This is a genomic window from Tepidimonas ignava (assembly GCF_004342625.1).
Lineage (GTDB): Bacteria > Pseudomonadota > Gammaproteobacteria > Burkholderiales > Burkholderiaceae_C > Tepidimonas > Tepidimonas ignava.
This window is the reverse complement of sequence record NZ_SMAH01000001.1, coordinates 126054-142377: the sequence shown is the minus strand read 5'-3', so window position 1 is coordinate 142377 and position 16324 is coordinate 126054. Positions and strand designations below refer to the sequence as shown.

Annotated in this window: 16 protein-coding genes and 1 tRNA gene; all 17 read right to left on the bottom strand. The window is 67.0% G+C overall.

What is annotated here, in order from left to right:
* Positions 1-10: 10 nt before the first annotated feature.
* On the bottom strand, positions 11-2041 hold the full coding sequence (gene nuoL / locus EDC36_RS00705) for an NADH-quinone oxidoreductase subunit L (RefSeq protein WP_132961331.1): 2031 nt from the start codon (positions 2039-2041) through the stop codon (positions 11-13).
* Between the two features lie 28 nt (positions 2042-2069).
* The gene (nuoK, locus tag EDC36_RS00700; protein ID WP_132961330.1) at positions 2070-2390 is read right to left on the bottom strand and encodes an NADH-quinone oxidoreductase subunit NuoK; all 321 of its coding nucleotides are present in this window, start codon (positions 2388-2390) and stop codon (positions 2070-2072) included.
* Positions 2387-3034, bottom strand: coding sequence for an NADH-quinone oxidoreductase subunit J (locus EDC36_RS00695; RefSeq protein ID WP_132961329.1), 648 nt, complete (start codon positions 3032-3034; stop codon positions 2387-2389). The genes nuoK and EDC36_RS00695 overlap by 4 nt, the downstream gene beginning before the upstream one ends.
* 30 nt (positions 3035-3064) lie before the next feature.
* Positions 3065-3574 (bottom strand): NADH-quinone oxidoreductase subunit NuoI, encoded by a 510-nt coding sequence (nuoI, locus tag EDC36_RS00690; RefSeq protein ID WP_132961328.1) that lies wholly within the window; start codon positions 3572-3574, stop codon positions 3065-3067.
* 14 nt (positions 3575-3588) lie between these two features.
* Positions 3589-4671 (bottom strand): NADH-quinone oxidoreductase subunit NuoH, encoded by a 1083-nt coding sequence (gene nuoH, locus EDC36_RS00685; protein WP_132961327.1) that lies wholly within the window; start codon positions 4669-4671, stop codon positions 3589-3591.
* Positions 4668-6818 carry an NADH-quinone oxidoreductase subunit NuoG gene (nuoG, locus tag EDC36_RS00680; protein WP_132961469.1) on the bottom strand — a complete coding sequence of 717 codons (2151 nt, stop codon included), beginning with the start codon at positions 6816-6818 and terminating at the stop codon, positions 4668-4670. Before nuoG ends, nuoH begins: the two co-directional genes overlap by 4 nt.
* 13 nt (positions 6819-6831) lie before the next feature.
* The gene (gene nuoF / locus EDC36_RS00675) at positions 6832-8184 is read right to left on the bottom strand and encodes an NADH-quinone oxidoreductase subunit NuoF (RefSeq protein ID WP_132961326.1); all 1353 of its coding nucleotides are present in this window, start codon (positions 8182-8184) and stop codon (positions 6832-6834) included.
* A complete protein-coding gene (nuoE, locus tag EDC36_RS00670) occupies positions 8181-8711 on the bottom strand; it encodes an NADH-quinone oxidoreductase subunit NuoE (RefSeq protein WP_185969535.1) in 531 nt (176 codons plus the stop codon). The genes nuoF and nuoE overlap by 4 nt, the downstream gene beginning before the upstream one ends.
* A complete protein-coding gene (locus EDC36_RS00665; protein ID WP_132961325.1) occupies positions 8708-9961 on the bottom strand; it encodes an NADH-quinone oxidoreductase subunit D in 1254 nt (417 codons plus the stop codon). The genes nuoE and EDC36_RS00665 overlap by 4 nt, the downstream gene beginning before the upstream one ends.
* Before the next feature lie 30 nt (positions 9962-9991).
* On the bottom strand, positions 9992-10642 hold the full coding sequence (locus tag EDC36_RS00660) for an NADH-quinone oxidoreductase subunit C (RefSeq protein WP_132961324.1): 651 nt from the start codon (positions 10640-10642) through the stop codon (positions 9992-9994).
* A 31-nt stretch (positions 10643-10673) separates the two neighbouring features.
* Positions 10674-11153, bottom strand: a complete 480-nt coding sequence (locus EDC36_RS00655; protein WP_132961323.1) for a NuoB/complex I 20 kDa subunit family protein — start codon at positions 11151-11153, stop codon at positions 10674-10676.
* A 59-nt stretch (positions 11154-11212) separates the two neighbouring features.
* Complete coding sequence (locus EDC36_RS00650; RefSeq protein ID WP_132961322.1) at positions 11213-11572, bottom strand: NADH-quinone oxidoreductase subunit A; 360 nt, start codon at positions 11570-11572, stop codon at positions 11213-11215.
* Positions 11573-11625: 53 nt separating this feature from the next.
* Positions 11626-11710 (bottom strand) — tRNA-Leu (locus tag EDC36_RS00645).
* Positions 11711-11861: 151 nt separating this feature from the next.
* A complete protein-coding gene (secG, locus tag EDC36_RS00640; RefSeq protein ID WP_132961321.1) occupies positions 11862-12221 on the bottom strand; it encodes a preprotein translocase subunit SecG in 360 nt (119 codons plus the stop codon).
* A gap of 71 nt (positions 12222-12292) precedes the next feature.
* Positions 12293-13039 carry a triose-phosphate isomerase gene (gene tpiA / locus EDC36_RS00635; protein WP_132961320.1) on the bottom strand — a complete coding sequence of 249 codons (747 nt, stop codon included), beginning with the start codon at positions 13037-13039 and terminating at the stop codon, positions 12293-12295.
* Between the two features lie 25 nt (positions 13040-13064).
* The gene (locus tag EDC36_RS00630) at positions 13065-14063 is read right to left on the bottom strand and encodes an NAD(P)H-quinone oxidoreductase (protein ID WP_132961319.1); all 999 of its coding nucleotides are present in this window, start codon (positions 14061-14063) and stop codon (positions 13065-13067) included.
* A gap of 48 nt (positions 14064-14111) precedes the next feature.
* Positions 14112-16235: a polyribonucleotide nucleotidyltransferase gene (pnp, locus tag EDC36_RS00625; RefSeq protein ID WP_132961318.1), complete on the bottom strand. Its 2124-nt coding sequence runs from the start codon at positions 16233-16235 to the stop codon at positions 14112-14114.
* Positions 16236-16324: the final 89 nt, after the last annotated feature.

Genomic DNA, 16324 nt, shown 5'->3' with positions numbered 1-16324 from the left:
GTCGTTCTCCTTATCGGGCGAGCCAGACGAAGTACATCATGAACGCCAACACGCCCAGGATCATCACGAAGGCGTAGTGGTACAAAAAGCCCGTTTGCAGCCGCCGCACCACGCTGGCCAGCGCGCCCACGAGCTTCCAGCTGGCGTTGACGACGCCGGTCTCGATGACCCCGCGGTCGCCGCCCTTCCACAGTCCCACGCCCAGCGCGCGCGCCGCGCGGGCGATGATGTGCTCGTTGATCCAGTCCATGTAGTACTTGTTTTCCAGCACCACAACGATGGGACGCAGCGCCTGCGCGATGCGGCCTGGCAAGTCCGGGCGCACCAGGTACAGGTACCAGGCGCTGACGGCGCCGGCCAGCGCCAGGTACAGCGGCGGCGTGCTGAAGGCGTGCAGCGCCATCGCCAGCGGGCCGTGGAACGCTTCGGCAAACGCCGCCATCGCCGGGTGCCTGTCGGCATGGACCTCGATCGACGCGGCGAGGAACTCGCCGAACAGCATCGGCTCGATGGTCAAGTAGCCGATGACCACCGACGGCACCGCCAGCAACAGCAGCGGCGCGGTCACGACCCACGGCGACTCGTGCGGCTTGCCGTCGCCGTGGTCGTCGTGGTGGTCGTCATGGCCGTGGTGCGCGTCGGGGTTTTGGTCGTAGCGCTCAGGCCCGTGGAAGACCAGGAAGTACACCCGGAACGAGTAAAACGACGTCACGAACACACCCGCCAGCACCGCGGCGTAGGCCAGGCCCGAGGCCGGCAGGTTGCTGGCGTGCACCGCCTCGATGATCGCGTCCTTGGAATAAAAGCCCGAAAACAGCGGCGTGCCGATCAGCGCCAGCGTGCCCAGCAGGAAGGTGATCCACGTGATCGGCATGTACTTGCGCAGCCCACCCATGTAGCGGATGTCCTGGTTGTGGTGCATGCCGATGATGACCGAGCCGGCCGCCAGGAACAGCAGCGCCTTGAAAAACGCGTGCGTCATCAGGTGAAACACCGCCACCGAGTACGCCGACGCCCCCAGCGCCACCGTCATGTAGCCCAGCTGCGACAGCGTCGAGTAGGCCACCACGCGCTTGATGTCGTTTTGGATGATGCCCAGCAGCCCCATGAAAAACGCCGTGATCGCCCCGATGACCAGGATGAAGTTCAGCGCCGCATCGGACAGCTCGTAAATGGGCGACATGCGCGCGACCATAAAAATGCCCGCCGTCACCATCGTCGCCGCGTGGATCAGCGCCGAGATCGGCGTGGGGCCTTCCATCGAGTCGGGCAGCCACACGTGCAGCGGGAACTGGGCGCTTTTGCCCATCGCGCCGATGAACAGGCAGATGCCGATGACGGTCACCAGCATCACGTCCTGCCCCAGCACGTACCACGGAAACTCGATACCGGCCAGCTGCGGCGCCTTGTCGAAGATTTCGTTGTAGTTCAGCGTGCCGGTGTACGCCGCCAGCAGGCCAATGCCCAAGATGAAGCCGAAGTCACCCACGCGGTTGACCAAAAACGCCTTCATGTTGGCAAAGATGGCCGTGGGCTTGTTGAACCAGAACCCGATCAGCAGGTACGACACCAGGCCCACCGCCTCCCAGCCGAAAAAGAGCTGCAGCAGGTTGTTGCTCATGACCAGCATGAGCATCGAGAACGTGAACAGCGAGATGTAGGCAAAGAAGCGGTTGTAGCCCGGGTCGTCTTCCATGTAGCCGATGGTGTAGATGTGCACCATCAGCGACACGAAGGTCACCACGCACATCATCATCGCGGTCAGGCCATCGACCAGGAAGCCGATTTCCATCTTGAGGCCGCCGATGACCATCCATTCGTAGATCGTTTGGTCGAAATACGCGCCGTCCAGCGCCACGCGCTTGAGCGTGATGGCCGACAGGATGAACGCGACCAGCACCCCCAGGATGGTGAGGCTGTGCGCCCAGCGCCGCCCGATCCAGTTGCCCCCCAGGCGGGTCCCGAAGATGCCGGCCGCGGCCGCCCCGGCGAGCGGGGCCAGCGGCACGGCCAGCAGCATGCTTGCGGAAAGTGTCGTCATGGTCTGTACAGAGGCTCGGGTGGTGGGCTCAACCCTTGAGGGTGTTGAGCGTTTCGACGTCGATCGACGACTTGTTGCGGAACAACAGCACCAGGATCGCCAAGCCGATCGCCGACTCGGCCGCCGCCACGGTCAGGATGAAAAACACGAACACCTGCCCGTGCAAGTCACCCAGGTAGTGGGCAAACGCGACGAAATTGAGGTTGACCGCCAGCAGCATCAGCTCGATGGCCATCAACAGCACGATGAGGTTTTTGCGGTTGAGAAAAATCCCCACCACCGACAGCGCGAACAGGATCGCGCCCACCGACAGAAAGTGCCCGATACCCAGGCTGCCCAAAGTGTTCATGCCCCCTCCTCCTGGCCGGCGGCGGGTGCGCTCGCCACGCGCGCCGGCGGCACCGACAGCACGCGCAGCCGCTGCGTCGCTTTGACGCGCACCTGCAGCGACGGATCGACGGTCTTGGTGTCTTTGCGGCCGCGCAGCGTCAGCGCGATGGCCGCGATCATGGCCACCAACAGGATCACCGCGGCGACCTGGATCGGGTACAGGTAGTCACGGTACAACAGCCGACCCAGCTCCAGCGTGTTGTTGTGGTCCGGCGCGTGCATCGCGCGGCTGGCCACCGCGGGGTCGGCCGTGGCGGTGGGAAAGCCCGCCCACACCACCGCGATCAGCTCGGCGCTGACCACCGCGCCCAGCAGCAGCGCCAGGGGCAGGTGTTTCCAAAAGCCCGCGCGCATCGCGTCGACGTTGATGTCGAGCATCATCACGACGAACAGGAACAACACCATCACCGCGCCCAGGTACACCAGCACCAGCGCGATGCCGAGGAACTCCGCCTTCAGCAGCAGCCACAGCGCCGCGGCTTGCGAAAACGCCAGCATCAGGTACAGCACCGCGTGCACGGGGTTGCGCGCTGTGACGACGCGCAGCGCCGCCAGCAGCAGCACCGCTGAAAACAGGTAGAAAAATCCAGCGACGAAATCCATGGTCTGTTCGCCCGCAGGCCCCTTGTCGTATTAGCGGTACTTGGCGTCGGCCGCCTTGGCCGCCGCGATCTCTTTTTCGTAGCGGTCACCCACGGCCAGCAGCATCTCTTTGGTGAAGTACAGGTCGCCGCGCTTTTCGCCGTGGTACTCGAAGATGTGCGTCTCGACGATGGCGTCAACCGGGCACGCTTCTTCGCAAAAGCCGCAAAAGATGCACTTGGTCAGGTCGATGTCGTAGCGCGTCGTGCGGCGGGTGCCGTCGTCACGCTGCGCCGACTCGATCGTGATGGCCATCGCCGGGCACACCGCTTCGCACAGCTTGCACGCGATGCAGCGCTCCTCGCCGTTGGGGTAACGGCGCTGGGCATGCAACCCACGGAAGCGCGGCGACAGCGGCGTCTTTTCTTCCGGGTACTGCAGCGTCACCTTGGGCCGCAACGCATAGCGCCCGGTCAGGGCCATGCCCTTGAACAGCTCCAGCAGCAAAAAGCTCTTGAAAAAATCTTTCAGCGAAAACGGGGCAACGGCGGTGGGGGACATGCGACAGCCCTCCTTCACTTCCACGGGTTCCAGGCGGTCTGCATCACGGCGCCGACCACCAGCAGCCAAATCAGCGTCACCGGGATGAACACCTTCCAGCCCAGGCGCATGATCTGGTCGTAGCGGAACCGCGGGAACGTGGCGCGGATCCAGATGAACATCGAAACCACGATGGCGGTCTTGAGCCCGAGCCACACCCAGCCGGGGATGGCGTTGAACAGCTCGCTGTCGATGGGGGGCAGCCAGCCGCCCAGGAACATCAGCACCGCCAGGATCGACACCAGCCACATGCTGGCGTATTCGGCCAGGAAGAAGATTGCAAAGCCCATGCCGGAGTACTCGACCATATGACCGGCCACGATCTCGGCTTCACCTTCGACGACGTCGAACGGGTGGCGGTTGGTTTCGGCCACGGCCGAAATCAGGTACACCATAAAAATCGGCAACAGCGGCAGCCAGTTCCACGACAGGAAGTTGAGCCCCATGTCGGCCGCCACCCCGCGCGACTGCGACGCGACGATATCGGCCAGGTTCAGGCTGCCCGCGGTCATCACCACCACCAGGAAACAAAAACCGATGGCGATTTCGTAGCTGACCATTTGCGCCGACGCGCGCAACGCGCCGAGGAACGCGTATTTGGAGTTGGACGCCCAGCCGGCGATGATGACGCCGTACACCTCGATCGAGGTGATGGCCAAAATCACCAACAAGCCCGCGTTGATGTTGGCCAGCACGACGTCCGGACCGAACGGCACCGCCACCCAGGCCGCCAGCGCCGGCATGATGGCCAGCACCGGCCCCAACCGGAACAGCCCGCCGTTGGCGGCGGTGGGCCGGATCAGCTCTTTGGTCAGCAGCTTGAGCGCGTCGGCGATTGGCTGCAACAGGCCAAACGGCCCGACGCGGTTGGGCCCCAGCCGCACCTGCATCCAACCCAGCAGCCGCCGCTCCCACCACGTCAGGTAGGCCACCAGCAGCATCAGCGGCACCAGCAGCACCACGATTTTCAGCAGGATCCACACCACCGGCCAGCCCGCCTGCGTCCACCACGCGGCGTTGCTCAGGCCTAGGCCACCTTGGTAAATCGCGTCGATCATGCGCACACTCCTGTAGCGGCCGCCGCGCGCGCGGCGCGGGCGTCGGCGGTGGCTTGCAGCGCCGGAGCACGGCGCACCAGGGCGTCGAGCTGGTAGATCGACGCCACGCACGGCGCGCGACGCGCCGGCGCCAGGTTCAGCGCCGCGGTGGTGGTGTTGTCCAGCCGCTCGGCGGGCACAAACGCACCGTCGGCCACGCCGGGCAGCGCCGCAGCGAGCACCTCCTGCGACGACGTCTGCTCAAAGCCCGGCAGTTGCAGCATGTTGCCCAGCACGCGCAGCACCTTCCAGGCCGGCCGCGTTTCGCCCAGCGGCTTGACCACAGCGGCGAAGCTCTGCAACCGACCCTCGGCGTTGACGAACGACCCCGACGTTTCGGTGAACGGCGCCACCGGCAGCAGCACGTCACTGACGTCGAGGTTGGTCTTGAACGGGCTCAGCGTCACCACCAGATCGGCTTGCGCCAGCGCTTGGCCGGCGCTGGCGGTGTCGGCGCCCAGCTCCACCCCCAGCAGCAGCGCCGCCTTCAGCGTGCCACCGTCCAGCATGTGGGCGACATCCAAGCCGCCAGCGCCCGGCACGGCGCCGACGAGCTGTGCGCCCACGGTGTTGGCCGCTTCGGTCAGGTAGCCCCACGCCGCGCCGGTGTGCTGCGCGATCCACTGGGCCAACGCCAGCAGCGTGGCGGCCCGTTCGTGGTGCGCCGCCGCGTTGCCCAGCAGCACCGCCTTGCGCTGCCCGCCCATCAAGCTGGCGGCGATGCGCTGCGCCGCGTCGTCGGCTTGGACACCCTCGGTGCCCGCCGGCGCGGCGACCCCGCTCGCCTGGGCCACCGCCACCGCCACGCGCGCCAGCGCCGCCGCCCAGTCGGTGGCGGGCGCGGTCAACACCGCGTGCAGCGGCATGGCCCAGTCGGGTTGCGCCTCCACCAGCGCCGACACCTGCGCGCCATGGCGCACCGCCTGGCGGATGCGCTGCGCGAACAGCGGATGGTCTTTGCGCAGGTTGGAGCCGACGACCAGCGCGCGCTCCAGCGTCGACAGCTGCGCAATCGGCAGGCCCAGCCAGCGCGCCTTGCCGGCCGGGGCCGCGTTGTCGAACGCGTGCGCGCGCAACCGATGGTCGATGTTGGGGCTGCCCAACCCCCCCATCAACGCGCGCGCCAACGCCAGCTCCTCCACCGTGGCGTGGGGGCTGGCCAGCAGCCCGATGGCGGCGGCGCCGTGCTGCTCGCGCACACCCCGCAGGCCGTTGGCGACAAACTCCAGCGCCGTCTTCCAGTCCACCGTATGCCACTGGCCGCCTTGCTTGACCATGGGCTGCGTCAGGCGATCGGGGCTGTTGAGCGCTTCGTAGCTGAAGCGGTCACGGTCGGCGATCCAGCACTCGTTGACCTCTTCGTTTTCCAGCGGCACCACGCGCAGCACGCGGTCGCCCTTGACCTGCACCACCAGGTTGGCGCCAGTGCCGTCGTGCGGGCTGATGCTCTTGCGCCGCGCCAGCTCCCAGGTGCGCGCGGCGTAGCGAAACGGCTTGCTGGTCAGCGCGCCCACCGGGCACAGGTCGATCATGTTGCCCGAAAGCTCCGAATCGACCGTGGCGCCGACGAAGGTTTCGATCTCGGAGTGCTCGCCGCGGTGGCTCATGCCGAGCTCCATCACCCCCGCGATCTCCTGACCGAAGCGCACGCAGCGCGTGCAGTGGATGCAGCGGCTCATCTCCTCCATCGAGATGAGCGGGCCGACGTTTTTGTGGAAAACGACGCGCTTTTCTTCCTCGTAGCGCGACTGGGTGCCGCCGTAACCCACCGCCAGGTCCTGCAGTTGGCACTCGCCGCCCTGGTCGCAGATCGGGCAGTCCAGCGGGTGGTTGATGAGCAAAAACTCCATCACGGCCTTTTGCGCCTTGATGGCCTTGTCGCTCTTGGTGCGCACCACCATGCCCATCGTCACCGGGGTGGCGCACGCCGGCATGGGCTTGGGCGCCTTTTCGACGTCCACCAGGCACATGCGGCAGTTGGCCGCGATGGACAGCTTCTTGTGGTAGCAAAAGTGCGGGATGTACACGCCCGCCTTTTCGGCCGCATGCATGACCATGCTGCCGGGCGGCACCTCCACCTTTTTGCCGTCGAGTTCGATTTCCACCATGGTGGGGCTTCCCTCAGACATACGCCGGGACCATGCAGGTCTTGTGTTCGACGTGGTATTCGAATTCGTGGCGGAAGTGCTTGATCATGCCGCGCACCGGCATCGCCGCCGCGTCGCCCAGCGCGCAGATGGTGCGGCCCATGATGTTTTCGGCCACGTTGTCGAGCAGTTCCAAATCCTGCGGACGACCCAAACCGCGCTCGATGCGGTCCACCACCCGCCACAGCCAGCCGGTGCCCTCGCGGCACGGGGTGCACTGGCCGCAGGATTCGTGCATGTAAAAGTAGCTCAGCCGCTGCAGCGACTTGACCATGCAGCGCGTCTCGTCCATCACGATGACGGCCCCCGAGCCCAGCATCGAACCTGCCTTGGCGATGGCATCGTAGTCCATCGTCAAGTCCATCATGATGTCGGCCGGCAGCACCGGCGCCGACGACCCGCCCGGAATCACCGCCTTGAGCTTGCGCCCACCGCGCACGCCGCCGGCCAGCTCCAGCAGCTTGGCAAACGGGGTGCCCATCGGGATTTCGTAGTTGCCGGGGCGCTCGACGTCGCCGCTGACGGAAAAGATTTTCGTACCGCCGTTGTTGGGCTTGCCGACCTCCAGGTAGGCCTGCCCGCCGTGGCGGATGATCCACGGCACCGCGGCAAACGTCTCGGTGTTGTTGATCGTGGTGGGCTTGCCGTACAGGCCGTAGCTGGCCGGAAACGGCGGCTTGAAGCGGGGTTGGCCTTTTTTGCCCTCCAGCGACTCCAGCAACGCGGTTTCCTCGCCGCAGATGTAGGCGCCCCAACCGTGGTGGGCGTGCAGTTGGAAGCTGAACGTGCTGCCCAGGATGTTGTCGCCCAGGTAGCCGGCGGCGCGGGCTTCTTCCAGCGCCTCCTGGAAGCGCTCGTAGACCTGGAAGATTTCGCCGTGGATGTAGTTGTAGCCGACGCTGGCCCCGATGGCGTACGCCGCGATCGCCATGCCCTCGATGACGATGTGCGGGTTGTGCATCAGGATGTCACGGTCCTTGCAGGTGCCGGGCTCGCCCTCGTCGGAGTTGCACACCAGGTACTTTTGGCCCGGGAACTGGCGCGGCATGAAGCTCCATTTGAGGCCGGTGGGGAACCCGGCGCCGCCGCGACCGCGCAGCGCGCTGGTCTTGACCTCGGCAATCACTTCGTCCGGCGTCATGCCGGGCCCGCCGTCCTTGCCCAGGATTTTGCGCAGCGCCTGGTAGCCGCCGCGCGCCTCGTAATCCTTCAGGCGCCAGTTGGTGCCGTCCAGCCCGGCGTAAATTTGGGGCTGCATGTGGCGGCCGTGGAAGCACGTCTGCACCCCCGTGGCCTGAAACTGCTGCAGCAGTCGCTCGACGTTCATGCCTTGTCCTCCGCAGCGGCCGCGCGCAGGCCGTCGATGAGCTGATCGAGGCGCTCGGGCGTCATGAAGCTGCACATATGGCGGTCGTTGACGAGCATCACCGGCGCGTCGGCGCACGCCCCCAGGCACTCGGACTGCTGCAGCGTGAAGCAGCCATCGGCCGTGGTGCCGCCGGGCTCGACGCCCAGCTTGTCCGCCAGGTAGCGCAACGTCTTGGCGCCATCGCGCAGCGCGCACGGCAGGTTGGTGCAGACGTTGAGCTTGAAGCGGCCCACCGGCTGCTGGTTGTACATGTTGTAAAAGGTCGTGACCTCGTGCACGGCCATCGGCGCCATGCCCAGGTACTGCGCCACCGCCAGCTCCGCGGCGGGGCTGACCCAGCCCTGCTCTTGCTGGACGATGGCCAGGCACGCCATCACGGCCGACTGCTTTTGGTCAGGCGGGTATTTGGCCACCTCGCGCGCGAAGCGCGCCAGCGTGGCCTCGGACAGCACCATCGGCTCCACGGTGCGGGTGTCGGTGCTCATCGGTCGATCTCTCCAAACACGATGTCCAGCGTGCCGATGATGGCCACCGCATCGGCCAGCATGTGCCCGCGTGCCATTTCGTCCAGGCACGACAGGTGCACAAAGCCGGGCGCGCGAATCTTGAGGCGGTACGGCTTGTTGGCGCCGTCGCTGACGATGTAAATGCCGAACTCGCCCTTGGGGTGCTCCACCGCCGCATACGCCTCGCCCGGCGGCACGTGCATGCCTTCGGTGAACAGCTTGAAGTGGTGGATCAAGGCCTCCATGTCGGCCTTCATGCGCTCGCGCGGCGGCGGCGCCACCTTGGCGTTGTCGGTGATCACCGGACCGGGGTTGGCGCGCAACCAGTCCACGCACTGCTTGATGATGCGGTTGGACTGGCGCATTTCCTCCATGCGCACCAGGTAGCGGTCGTAGGTGTCGCCATTGGTGCCCACCGGAATGTCGAACTCGAGGCGGTCGTACACCTCGTAGGGCTGCTTTTTGCGCAGATCCCACGGGATGCCCGAGCCGCGCAGCATCGGCCCGGTCATGCCCATGGCCAGCGCCTTTTCCGGCGGCACGACGCCGATGCCCACCGTGCGCTGCTTCCAGATGCGGTTGTCGGTCAGCAGCGTGTGGTACTCGTCCAGGTACTTCGGAAAGCGTTGCGTGAAGTCGTCGATGAAGTCCAGCAGCGAACCCTGGCGGTTGCGGTTGAGCGCCTCGGTGGCGCGCGCGCTGCGCACGCGGCTGGGCTTGTGCTGCGGCATCGTGTCGGGCAAGTCGCGGTACACCCCGCCGGGGCGGAAGTACGCAGCGTGCATGCGCGCGCCCGACACCGCTTCGTACATGTCAAAGAGGTCTTCGCGCTCGCGGAAGCAGTACAGCAAAATCGTGGAGCTGCCGCAGTCGTTGCCGTGCGAGCCCAACCACATCAGGTGGTTGAGCAGCCGGGTGATTTCGGCAAACATCACGCGGATGTACTGGGCGCGGATCGGCACTTCGATGCCCAGCAGCTTTTCGATCGCCAGGCAGTACGCGTGCTCGTTGCACATCATCGACACGTAGTCCAGGCGGTCCATGTAGGGCAGCGCCTGGATGTAGGTCTTGTGCTCGGCGAGCTTTTCGGTGGCGCGGTGCAGCAGCCCGATGTGCGGGTCGGCGCGCTGCACCACCTCGCCGTCGAGCTCCAGCACCAGGCGCAACACACCGTGCGCGGCGGGGTGCTGCGGACCGAAGTTGAGGGTGTAGTTTTTGATCTCTGCCATGTGCGATCCGACTGCGGCGCGGCGAGCGCGTCAGTGCAGGCCTCCGTAGGCGTCTTCGCGGATGATGCGTGGGGTGATTTCGCGCGGCTCGATCGTCACCGGCTCGTACACCACGCGCCGGCGCTCGGGGTCGTAGCGCATTTCGACGTGCCCTGACAGCGGGAAGTCTTTGCGGAACGGGTGGCCGATGAAGCCGTAGTCCGTCAGGATGCGGCGCAGGTCGGGGTGGCCCTCGAACACGATGCCGAACAGGTCGAACGCCTCGCGCTCGAACCAGTTGGCCGACGGCCACACGTCGATGACCGAGGCCACCACGGGAAAGTCGTCATCCGGACAAAAGGTGCGCACGCGCACGCGCTGGTTCAGCGTCACCGACAGCAGGTGCACCACCACGGCAAAGCGCGGGCCTTCCCACGCCCCTTGCCCGTAGGCGGAGTAGTCCACACCGCACAGGTCGATGAGCTGCTCGAAGCGGCAGCCTGGCGCGTCGCGCAGCGTCTGCATCGCATCGTGGTAGCGCGCTGCGGGCACGACGACGGTGACCTCGCCGCGCTGCAGCTCGACGCGCTCGGCCACGCCCTGCAAGGCCGCCGCGACGGCGTCGCGCACAGCCTCGGGCGCCGGCCGCTCGGTTTGCTGCGCCAGCGCCGACCAGCGTGCGGCGTCGAAGCTCGTGGTCATCGGATTTCCCTCCTCAGTGGGTGCGCGGCGCTCACACCCGCGCGATGGTGTGGGTACGACGGATCTTGTGCTGCAGCTGGATGATGCCGTACAGCAGCGCTTCGGCCGTCGGCGGGCAACCCGGCACGTACACATCCACCGGCACGATGCGGTCACAGCCACGCACGACGCTGTAGCTGTAGTGGTAGTAGCCACCGCCGTTGGCGCACGAGCCCATGCTCAACACCCAGCGCGGCTCGGCCATCTGGTCGTACACCTTGCGCAGCGCCGGCGCCATCTTGTTGCACAGCGTGCCGGCCACGATCATCAGGTCGGACTGACGCGGGCTGGCGCGAAACACCTCGGCGCCAAAGCGCGCGATGTCGTAGCGCGCGGTGGCCGCGTGCATCATTTCCACGGCACAGCAAGCCAGCCCGAACGTCATGGGCCACAGCGAGCCGGTTTTGGCCCAGTTCATCACCGCGTCGTAGCTGGTGGTGACGAAGCCTTGCTTGAACACACCTTCGATCATGGGCTGCTCCTGGTCAGTGTGCGGGCGCCGAAAGGGGCCTCACGCGGCGGCGTGGGTGGTCACTCCCAGTCCAGCGCGCCCTTTTTCCATTCGTAAACGAAACCGACCACCAGAATCATCAGGAACATGACCCCGGCCCAGAACCCCGTGGCGCCGATGTCGCCGAACGCCACCGCCCACGGGATCAGGAAGGCGATTTCCAGGTCGAACAGAATGAACAGGATGGCCACGAGGTAGTAGCGCACGTCGAACTTCATGCGCGCGTCCTCGAAGGCCTCGAAGCCGCATTCGTAGGGGGAGTTTTTTTCCGGATCGGGGCGGTTGGGCCCCAGCAGGTAGCCAAATACCTGGGGGAGTACTCCGACCGCCAAGCCCACGAGGAGAAACAGGAGGACGGGCAGGTACTGGCCGAGGCTCACGGTCGCGTCTCCGGAAAAAGGCGCCCTGGAGGCGCCTGTGGTGATGATCGTTTTGGTGCCGACGGCGAGACTCGAACTCGCACAGCTTTCGCCACTACCCCCTCAAGATAGCGTGTCTACCAATTCCACCACGTCGGCTGGGGGAGCATCGCCGAGCGCCGGATCTGGCTGCACCTCACCGGCTTGGGTCACTGTGTTCTCGACGACGATGCGCGCATTGTACCCGCAAAACGCCCCGGCTTCGTGCACCGTGTGGCGTGGGCTGCACCACGCCGGGGCGTGCTGGACGTCATTTGCCGGGGATCTGACCGGCCGCGCCCGACGCCCCCTCGGCCGCCGGCGTGGCCGGGGCAGCAGGAACGGCGGGCACGCTTTCCAGCACGCTGCCCGACGACGCCGGCGCGCTGGGGCGCTGGTAACCGATGAACGCCAGCGCCAGCGTCGAGGCCAGAAAGACGGTGGCCAGCACCGCGGTGCTGCGCGACAGGAAGTTGGCGCCGCCGCTGGCGCCAAACAGGCTGGCCGACGCGCCGCCGCCGAACGCCGCGCCGGCGTCGGCGCCTTTGCCGTGCTGCATCAGCACCAAACCGATCATGGCCAGCGCCGCCAGCACCTGCACGATGACAAGCAAGGTATGCAAAACATTCATCTTCAAAACTCCTGGATGATCTCCCAACGGCGGGGCGGCAGCGCGCCCACCGCGCCAGCGCCGGCCACGTCTCAAGCGGCGGCGGCAACGATACGCAAAAAGTCCTCAGCCTTCAGCGACGCGCCCCCGATGAGCCCGCCGTCGATGTCGGGCTGCGCCAGCAGCGCCGCGGCGTTGGCCGCGTTCATGCTGCCGCCGTAGAGGATGCGCACACGGCGCTCGGATGGCGTGGCCGCGCGCAACTGCGCACGCAGCACCGCGTGCACGGCCTGGGCCTGTTCGGGCGTCGCGGTGCGGCCGGTGCCGATGGCCCACACCGGCTCGTAGGCCACGACGATTTCGCTGACGCAGTGCCCCACCGTGTGGATCACGGCGGCCAGTTGGCGCTTGACCACCGCTTCGGTCTGCCCGGCGTCGCGCTGGGCTTCGGTTTCGCCGACGCACACGATCGGCGTGATGCCTGCCGCCAGCGCGCGCTGCGCCTTGGCCGCCACCGCCTCGTCGCTCTCACCGTGGTACTGCCGCCGCTCCGAGTGGCCAACGATGACGTAACGGCAACCAAAGTCGCGCAACATCGCGGCACTGACTTCGCCGGTGTAGGCGCCGCGCTCGTGCGCCGAGACGTCCTGCGCGCCCCACGCCAGCGCCGTACCTTGGCACAACGCCTGCACCTGCGCCAGGTACGGCGCCGGCACGCACACGGCCACGTCGGCCGCCGGGGCTGCGGGCAGGCCGGCCAGCACCGCGCGCAGCAGGGCTTCGTTGTCGGCCAGCGAGCCGTTCATCTTCCAGTTGCCGGCGATCAGCTTGCGGGTCACGGATCGGTCTCCTTGGGTGTGGCGCTCAGCGCGCCTGGGTCCAGTCGAGAATGATTTTGCCCACGTGGGTGTCGGCCTCCATCAGCGCATGCGCTTGGGCCGCCTGCGCGGCGGGCAGCACCCGGTGCACCACCGGACGGATGGCGCCGCGCTCGATCAGCGGCCACACGTGGCGGCGCAGCTCGCGCGCGATGGCGGCCTTGAACGCCACCGGGCGCGGCCGCAGCGTCGAGCCGGTGATGGTCAGCCGCCGCCGCAGCACCTGCCCCGCATCGAAGCGCGCGTCGGTGCCGCCCTGCACGGCGATGATGACCAGCCGGCCGTCGTCGGCCAGGCATTCGATGTCGCGCGCCACGTACGGGCCGGCCACCATGTCCAGAATCACGTCGGCGCCACGCCCCTGGGTGTGGCGCTTGACCTCGGCGACAAAGTCCTGCTCGCGGTACAGGATGGCGTGCGCCGCCCCCAGTCGCAGGCAGGCCGAGGCCTTGTCCCGGCTGCCGACGGTGACGATGACCTGCGCGCCCATCGCGCGCGCCATTTGAATCGCCGTCACGCCGATGCCGCTGGCGCCGCCGTGCACGAGCAGCGTTTCGCCCGCCTGCAGCCGCCCGCGGTCGAACACGTTGCTCCAGACGGTGAAAAACGTCTCCGGCAAACCGGCGGCCTCGACGTCGCTCCAGCCGTGCGGCACGGGCAACACCTGGCCCACCGGGGCCACGCAGTATTCGGCGTAGCCGCCACCGGCCAGCAGCGCGCACACGCGCTGGCCGATGCGCAGCCCGGCGGCTTCCATCGCCTCCACGTCACCGCTTTCGATGACGCCGGCCACCTCCAGCCCGGGCAGGTCCGACGCCCCCGGCGGCGGCGCGTAGTGGCCGCGGCGCTGCAGCACATCGGGGCGGTTGATGCCACTGGCGCTGACGCGGATCAGCACCTCGCCCTCACCGGGCTGGGGGCGCGGCCGCTGCACCAGGCGCAACACCTCGGGGCCGCCGTAGGCGCTGATCTCGATTGCGTTCATCATGGCCATCGTGTGGGCCCCCTGTGTGGGCGGAGGCCGTTCGGGTGCTTACTGCCCGTTCGGTGCCGCGGGCTGCGCCCCCGGCTCCAGCAGCGCGCGCATCGACAGCTTGATGCGCCCTTTGTCGTCGGTCTCGATCACCTTGACCTTGACGATTTGCCCTTCCTTGAGGAAGTCGGTGACCTTTTCGACGCGCTGGTTGGCGATCTGGCTGATGTGCAGCAAGCCATCTTTGCCCGGCAGGATGTTGACCAGCGCCCCGAAGTCCAGGATCTTGGTCACCGGCCCCTCGTACACCTGCCCCACCTCGACTTCGGCGGTCAGCTCCTCGATGCGCTTGCGCGCCTGGGCGGCACGGTCGGCGTCGGTGGAGGCGATCGTGATGGTGCCGTCTTCGGCGATGTCGATCGTGGTGCCGGTCTCTTCGGTGATGGCGCGGATGGTGGCGCCGCCCTTGCCGATGACGTCGCGGATGCGCTCCGGGTTGATCTTCATCGTGTACAGGCGCGGCGCGTACACCGAGATGTCCTCGCGCGCACCAGCAATGGCCTGCTGCATCTTGTCCAGGATGTGCAGGCGCGCCTCCTTGGCCTGCGCCAGCGCCACCTGCATGATTTCTTTGGTGATCCCCTGGATCTTGATGTCCATTTGCAGCGCCGTGACGCCCTGCGTGGTACCGGCGACCTTGAAGTCCATGTCGCCCAGGTGGTCCTCGTCGCCGAGGATGTCGGTCAGCACGGCAAACTTGTTGCCTTCCTTGATCAAGCCCATCGCGATGCCGGCCACGTGCGCTTTCATCGGCACCCCGGCGTCCATCAGCGCCAGACAACCGCCGCAGACGGTGGCCATCGACGACGAGCCGTTGGATTCGGTGACTTCCGACACCACGCGGATGGTGTACGGGAACTCATCTTTGCTCGGCAGGCAGGCCACCAGCGCGCGCTTGGCCAGGCGGCCGTGGCCGATTTCGCGCCGCTTGGGCGCCCCGACGCGCCCCGTCTCGCCGGTGGCAAACGGCGGCATGTTGTAGTGCAGCATGAAGCGGTCTTGGTACTCGCCCGACAGCGCATCGATGATTTGCGCGTCGCGCTCGGTGCCCAGCGTCGCGATGACCAGCGCCTGCGTTTCGCCGCGCGTGAACAGCGCCGAGCCGTGCGTGCGCGGCAGCACGCCCGTGCGGATCTCGATCGGACGCACGGTGCGCGTGTCGCGCCCGTCGATGCGCGGCTCGCCATTGAGGATCTGCTGGCGCACGATGCGCGCCTCGATCTCGAACAGCAGCCCATCGACCTTGACCTCGTCGAACGCGATGCCCTGCTCGGTCAGGCCCGCCTTGACCGCCGCGTAGGCTTCGCGGCAGGCCTGCGTGCGCGCCTGTTTGTTGCGGATCTGGTAGGCGGCGCGCAGGCGCGCCTCGCCCAGCTCGGTGACCTTGGCGATCAGCGCGTCGTCGCGCGGCGGGGGCTGCCAATCCCAGGCGGGCTTGCCGGCCACACGCACCAGGTCGTGGATGGCGTCGATGACCACCTTGCCCTGCTCGTGGCCGAACACCACCGCGCCCAGCATCACCTCTTCGGTGAGCTGGTCGGCTTCGGACTCGACCATCAGCACCGCCGCTTCGGTGCCCGCCACCACCAGGTCCAGGCGCGAGTTGGTGCGCTCGCTAGGGCTGGGGTTGAGCACGTACTCGCCGTTGATGTAGCCCACGCGCGCCGCGCCAATCGGGCCGTTGAACGGGATGCCGCTGATGGCCAGCGCCGCGCTGGAGGCGATCATCGCCGGGATGTCGGCGTCCACGTCGGGGTTGAGCGACAGCGTATGGACGACGATTTGCACCTCGTTGAAAAAGCCGTCCGGAAACAGCGGGCGAATCGGGCGGTCGATCAGGCGGCTGGTCAGCGTCTCGTACTCGCTGGGGCGCCCCTCACGCTTGAAAAAGCTGCCCGGGATCTTGCCGGCGGCGTAGGCCTTCTCGACGTAATCGACGGTCAGCGGGAAAAAGTCCTGACCGGGCTTGGCCTCGGGCCGGGCCACGACGGTGGCCAGCACCACGGTGCCGTCCATGTCCAGCAGCACGGCGCCGGTGGCCTGGCGGGCGATTTCGCCGGTTTCCATCGTGACCGTGTGGCGGCCCCACTGGAAGGTCTTGGTGTGTTTTTGAAAGAGGCTCATGTTCAAACTCCGGTTGGTGGGTATGGCCGCCGGCTCAGAACACGATGCCATTCCAGCGCGCGCCCGGCGCGTGGCGGGCGTTGGAATGA

What these genes read in the sequence shown, in the direction of transcription:
- nuoL (WP_132961331.1), bottom strand. Translation starts at nt 2,041, where the DNA reads ATGACGACACTTTCCGCAAGCATGCTGCTGGCCGTGCCGCTGGCCCCG.
- nuoK (WP_132961330.1), bottom strand. Translation starts at nt 2,390, where the DNA reads ATGAACACTTTGGGCAGCCTGGGTATCGGGCACTTTCTGTCGGTGGGC.
- EDC36_RS00695 (WP_132961329.1), bottom strand. Translation starts at nt 3,034, where the DNA reads ATGGATTTCGTCGCTGGATTTTTCTACCTGTTTTCAGCGGTGCTGCTG.
- nuoI (WP_132961328.1), bottom strand. Translation starts at nt 3,574, where the DNA reads ATGTCCCCCACCGCCGTTGCCCCGTTTTCGCTGAAAGATTTTTTCAAG.
- nuoH (WP_132961327.1), bottom strand. Translation starts at nt 4,671, where the DNA reads ATGATCGACGCGATTTACCAAGGTGGCCTAGGCCTGAGCAACGCCGCG.
- nuoG (WP_132961469.1), bottom strand. Translation starts at nt 6,818, where the DNA reads ATGGTGGAAATCGAACTCGACGGCAAAAAGGTGGAGGTGCCGCCCGGC.
- nuoF (WP_132961326.1), bottom strand. Translation starts at nt 8,184, where the DNA reads ATGAACGTCGAGCGACTGCTGCAGCAGTTTCAGGCCACGGGGGTGCAG.
- nuoE (WP_185969535.1), bottom strand. Translation starts at nt 8,711, where the DNA reads ATGAGCACCGACACCCGCACCGTGGAGCCGATGGTGCTGTCCGAGGCC.
- EDC36_RS00665 (WP_132961325.1), bottom strand. Translation starts at nt 9,961, where the DNA reads ATGGCAGAGATCAAAAACTACACCCTCAACTTCGGTCCGCAGCACCCC.
- EDC36_RS00660 (WP_132961324.1), bottom strand. Translation starts at nt 10,642, where the DNA reads ATGACCACGAGCTTCGACGCCGCACGCTGGTCGGCGCTGGCGCAGCAA.
- EDC36_RS00655 (WP_132961323.1), bottom strand. Translation starts at nt 11,153, where the DNA reads ATGATCGAAGGTGTGTTCAAGCAAGGCTTCGTCACCACCAGCTACGAC.
- secG (WP_132961321.1), bottom strand. Translation starts at nt 12,221, where the DNA reads ATGAATGTTTTGCATACCTTGCTTGTCATCGTGCAGGTGCTGGCGGCG.
- EDC36_RS00630 (WP_132961319.1), bottom strand. Translation starts at nt 14,063, where the DNA reads ATGAACGCAATCGAGATCAGCGCCTACGGCGGCCCCGAGGTGTTGCGC.
- pnp (WP_132961318.1), bottom strand. Translation starts at nt 16,235, where the DNA reads ATGAGCCTCTTTCAAAAACACACCAAGACCTTCCAGTGGGGCCGCCAC.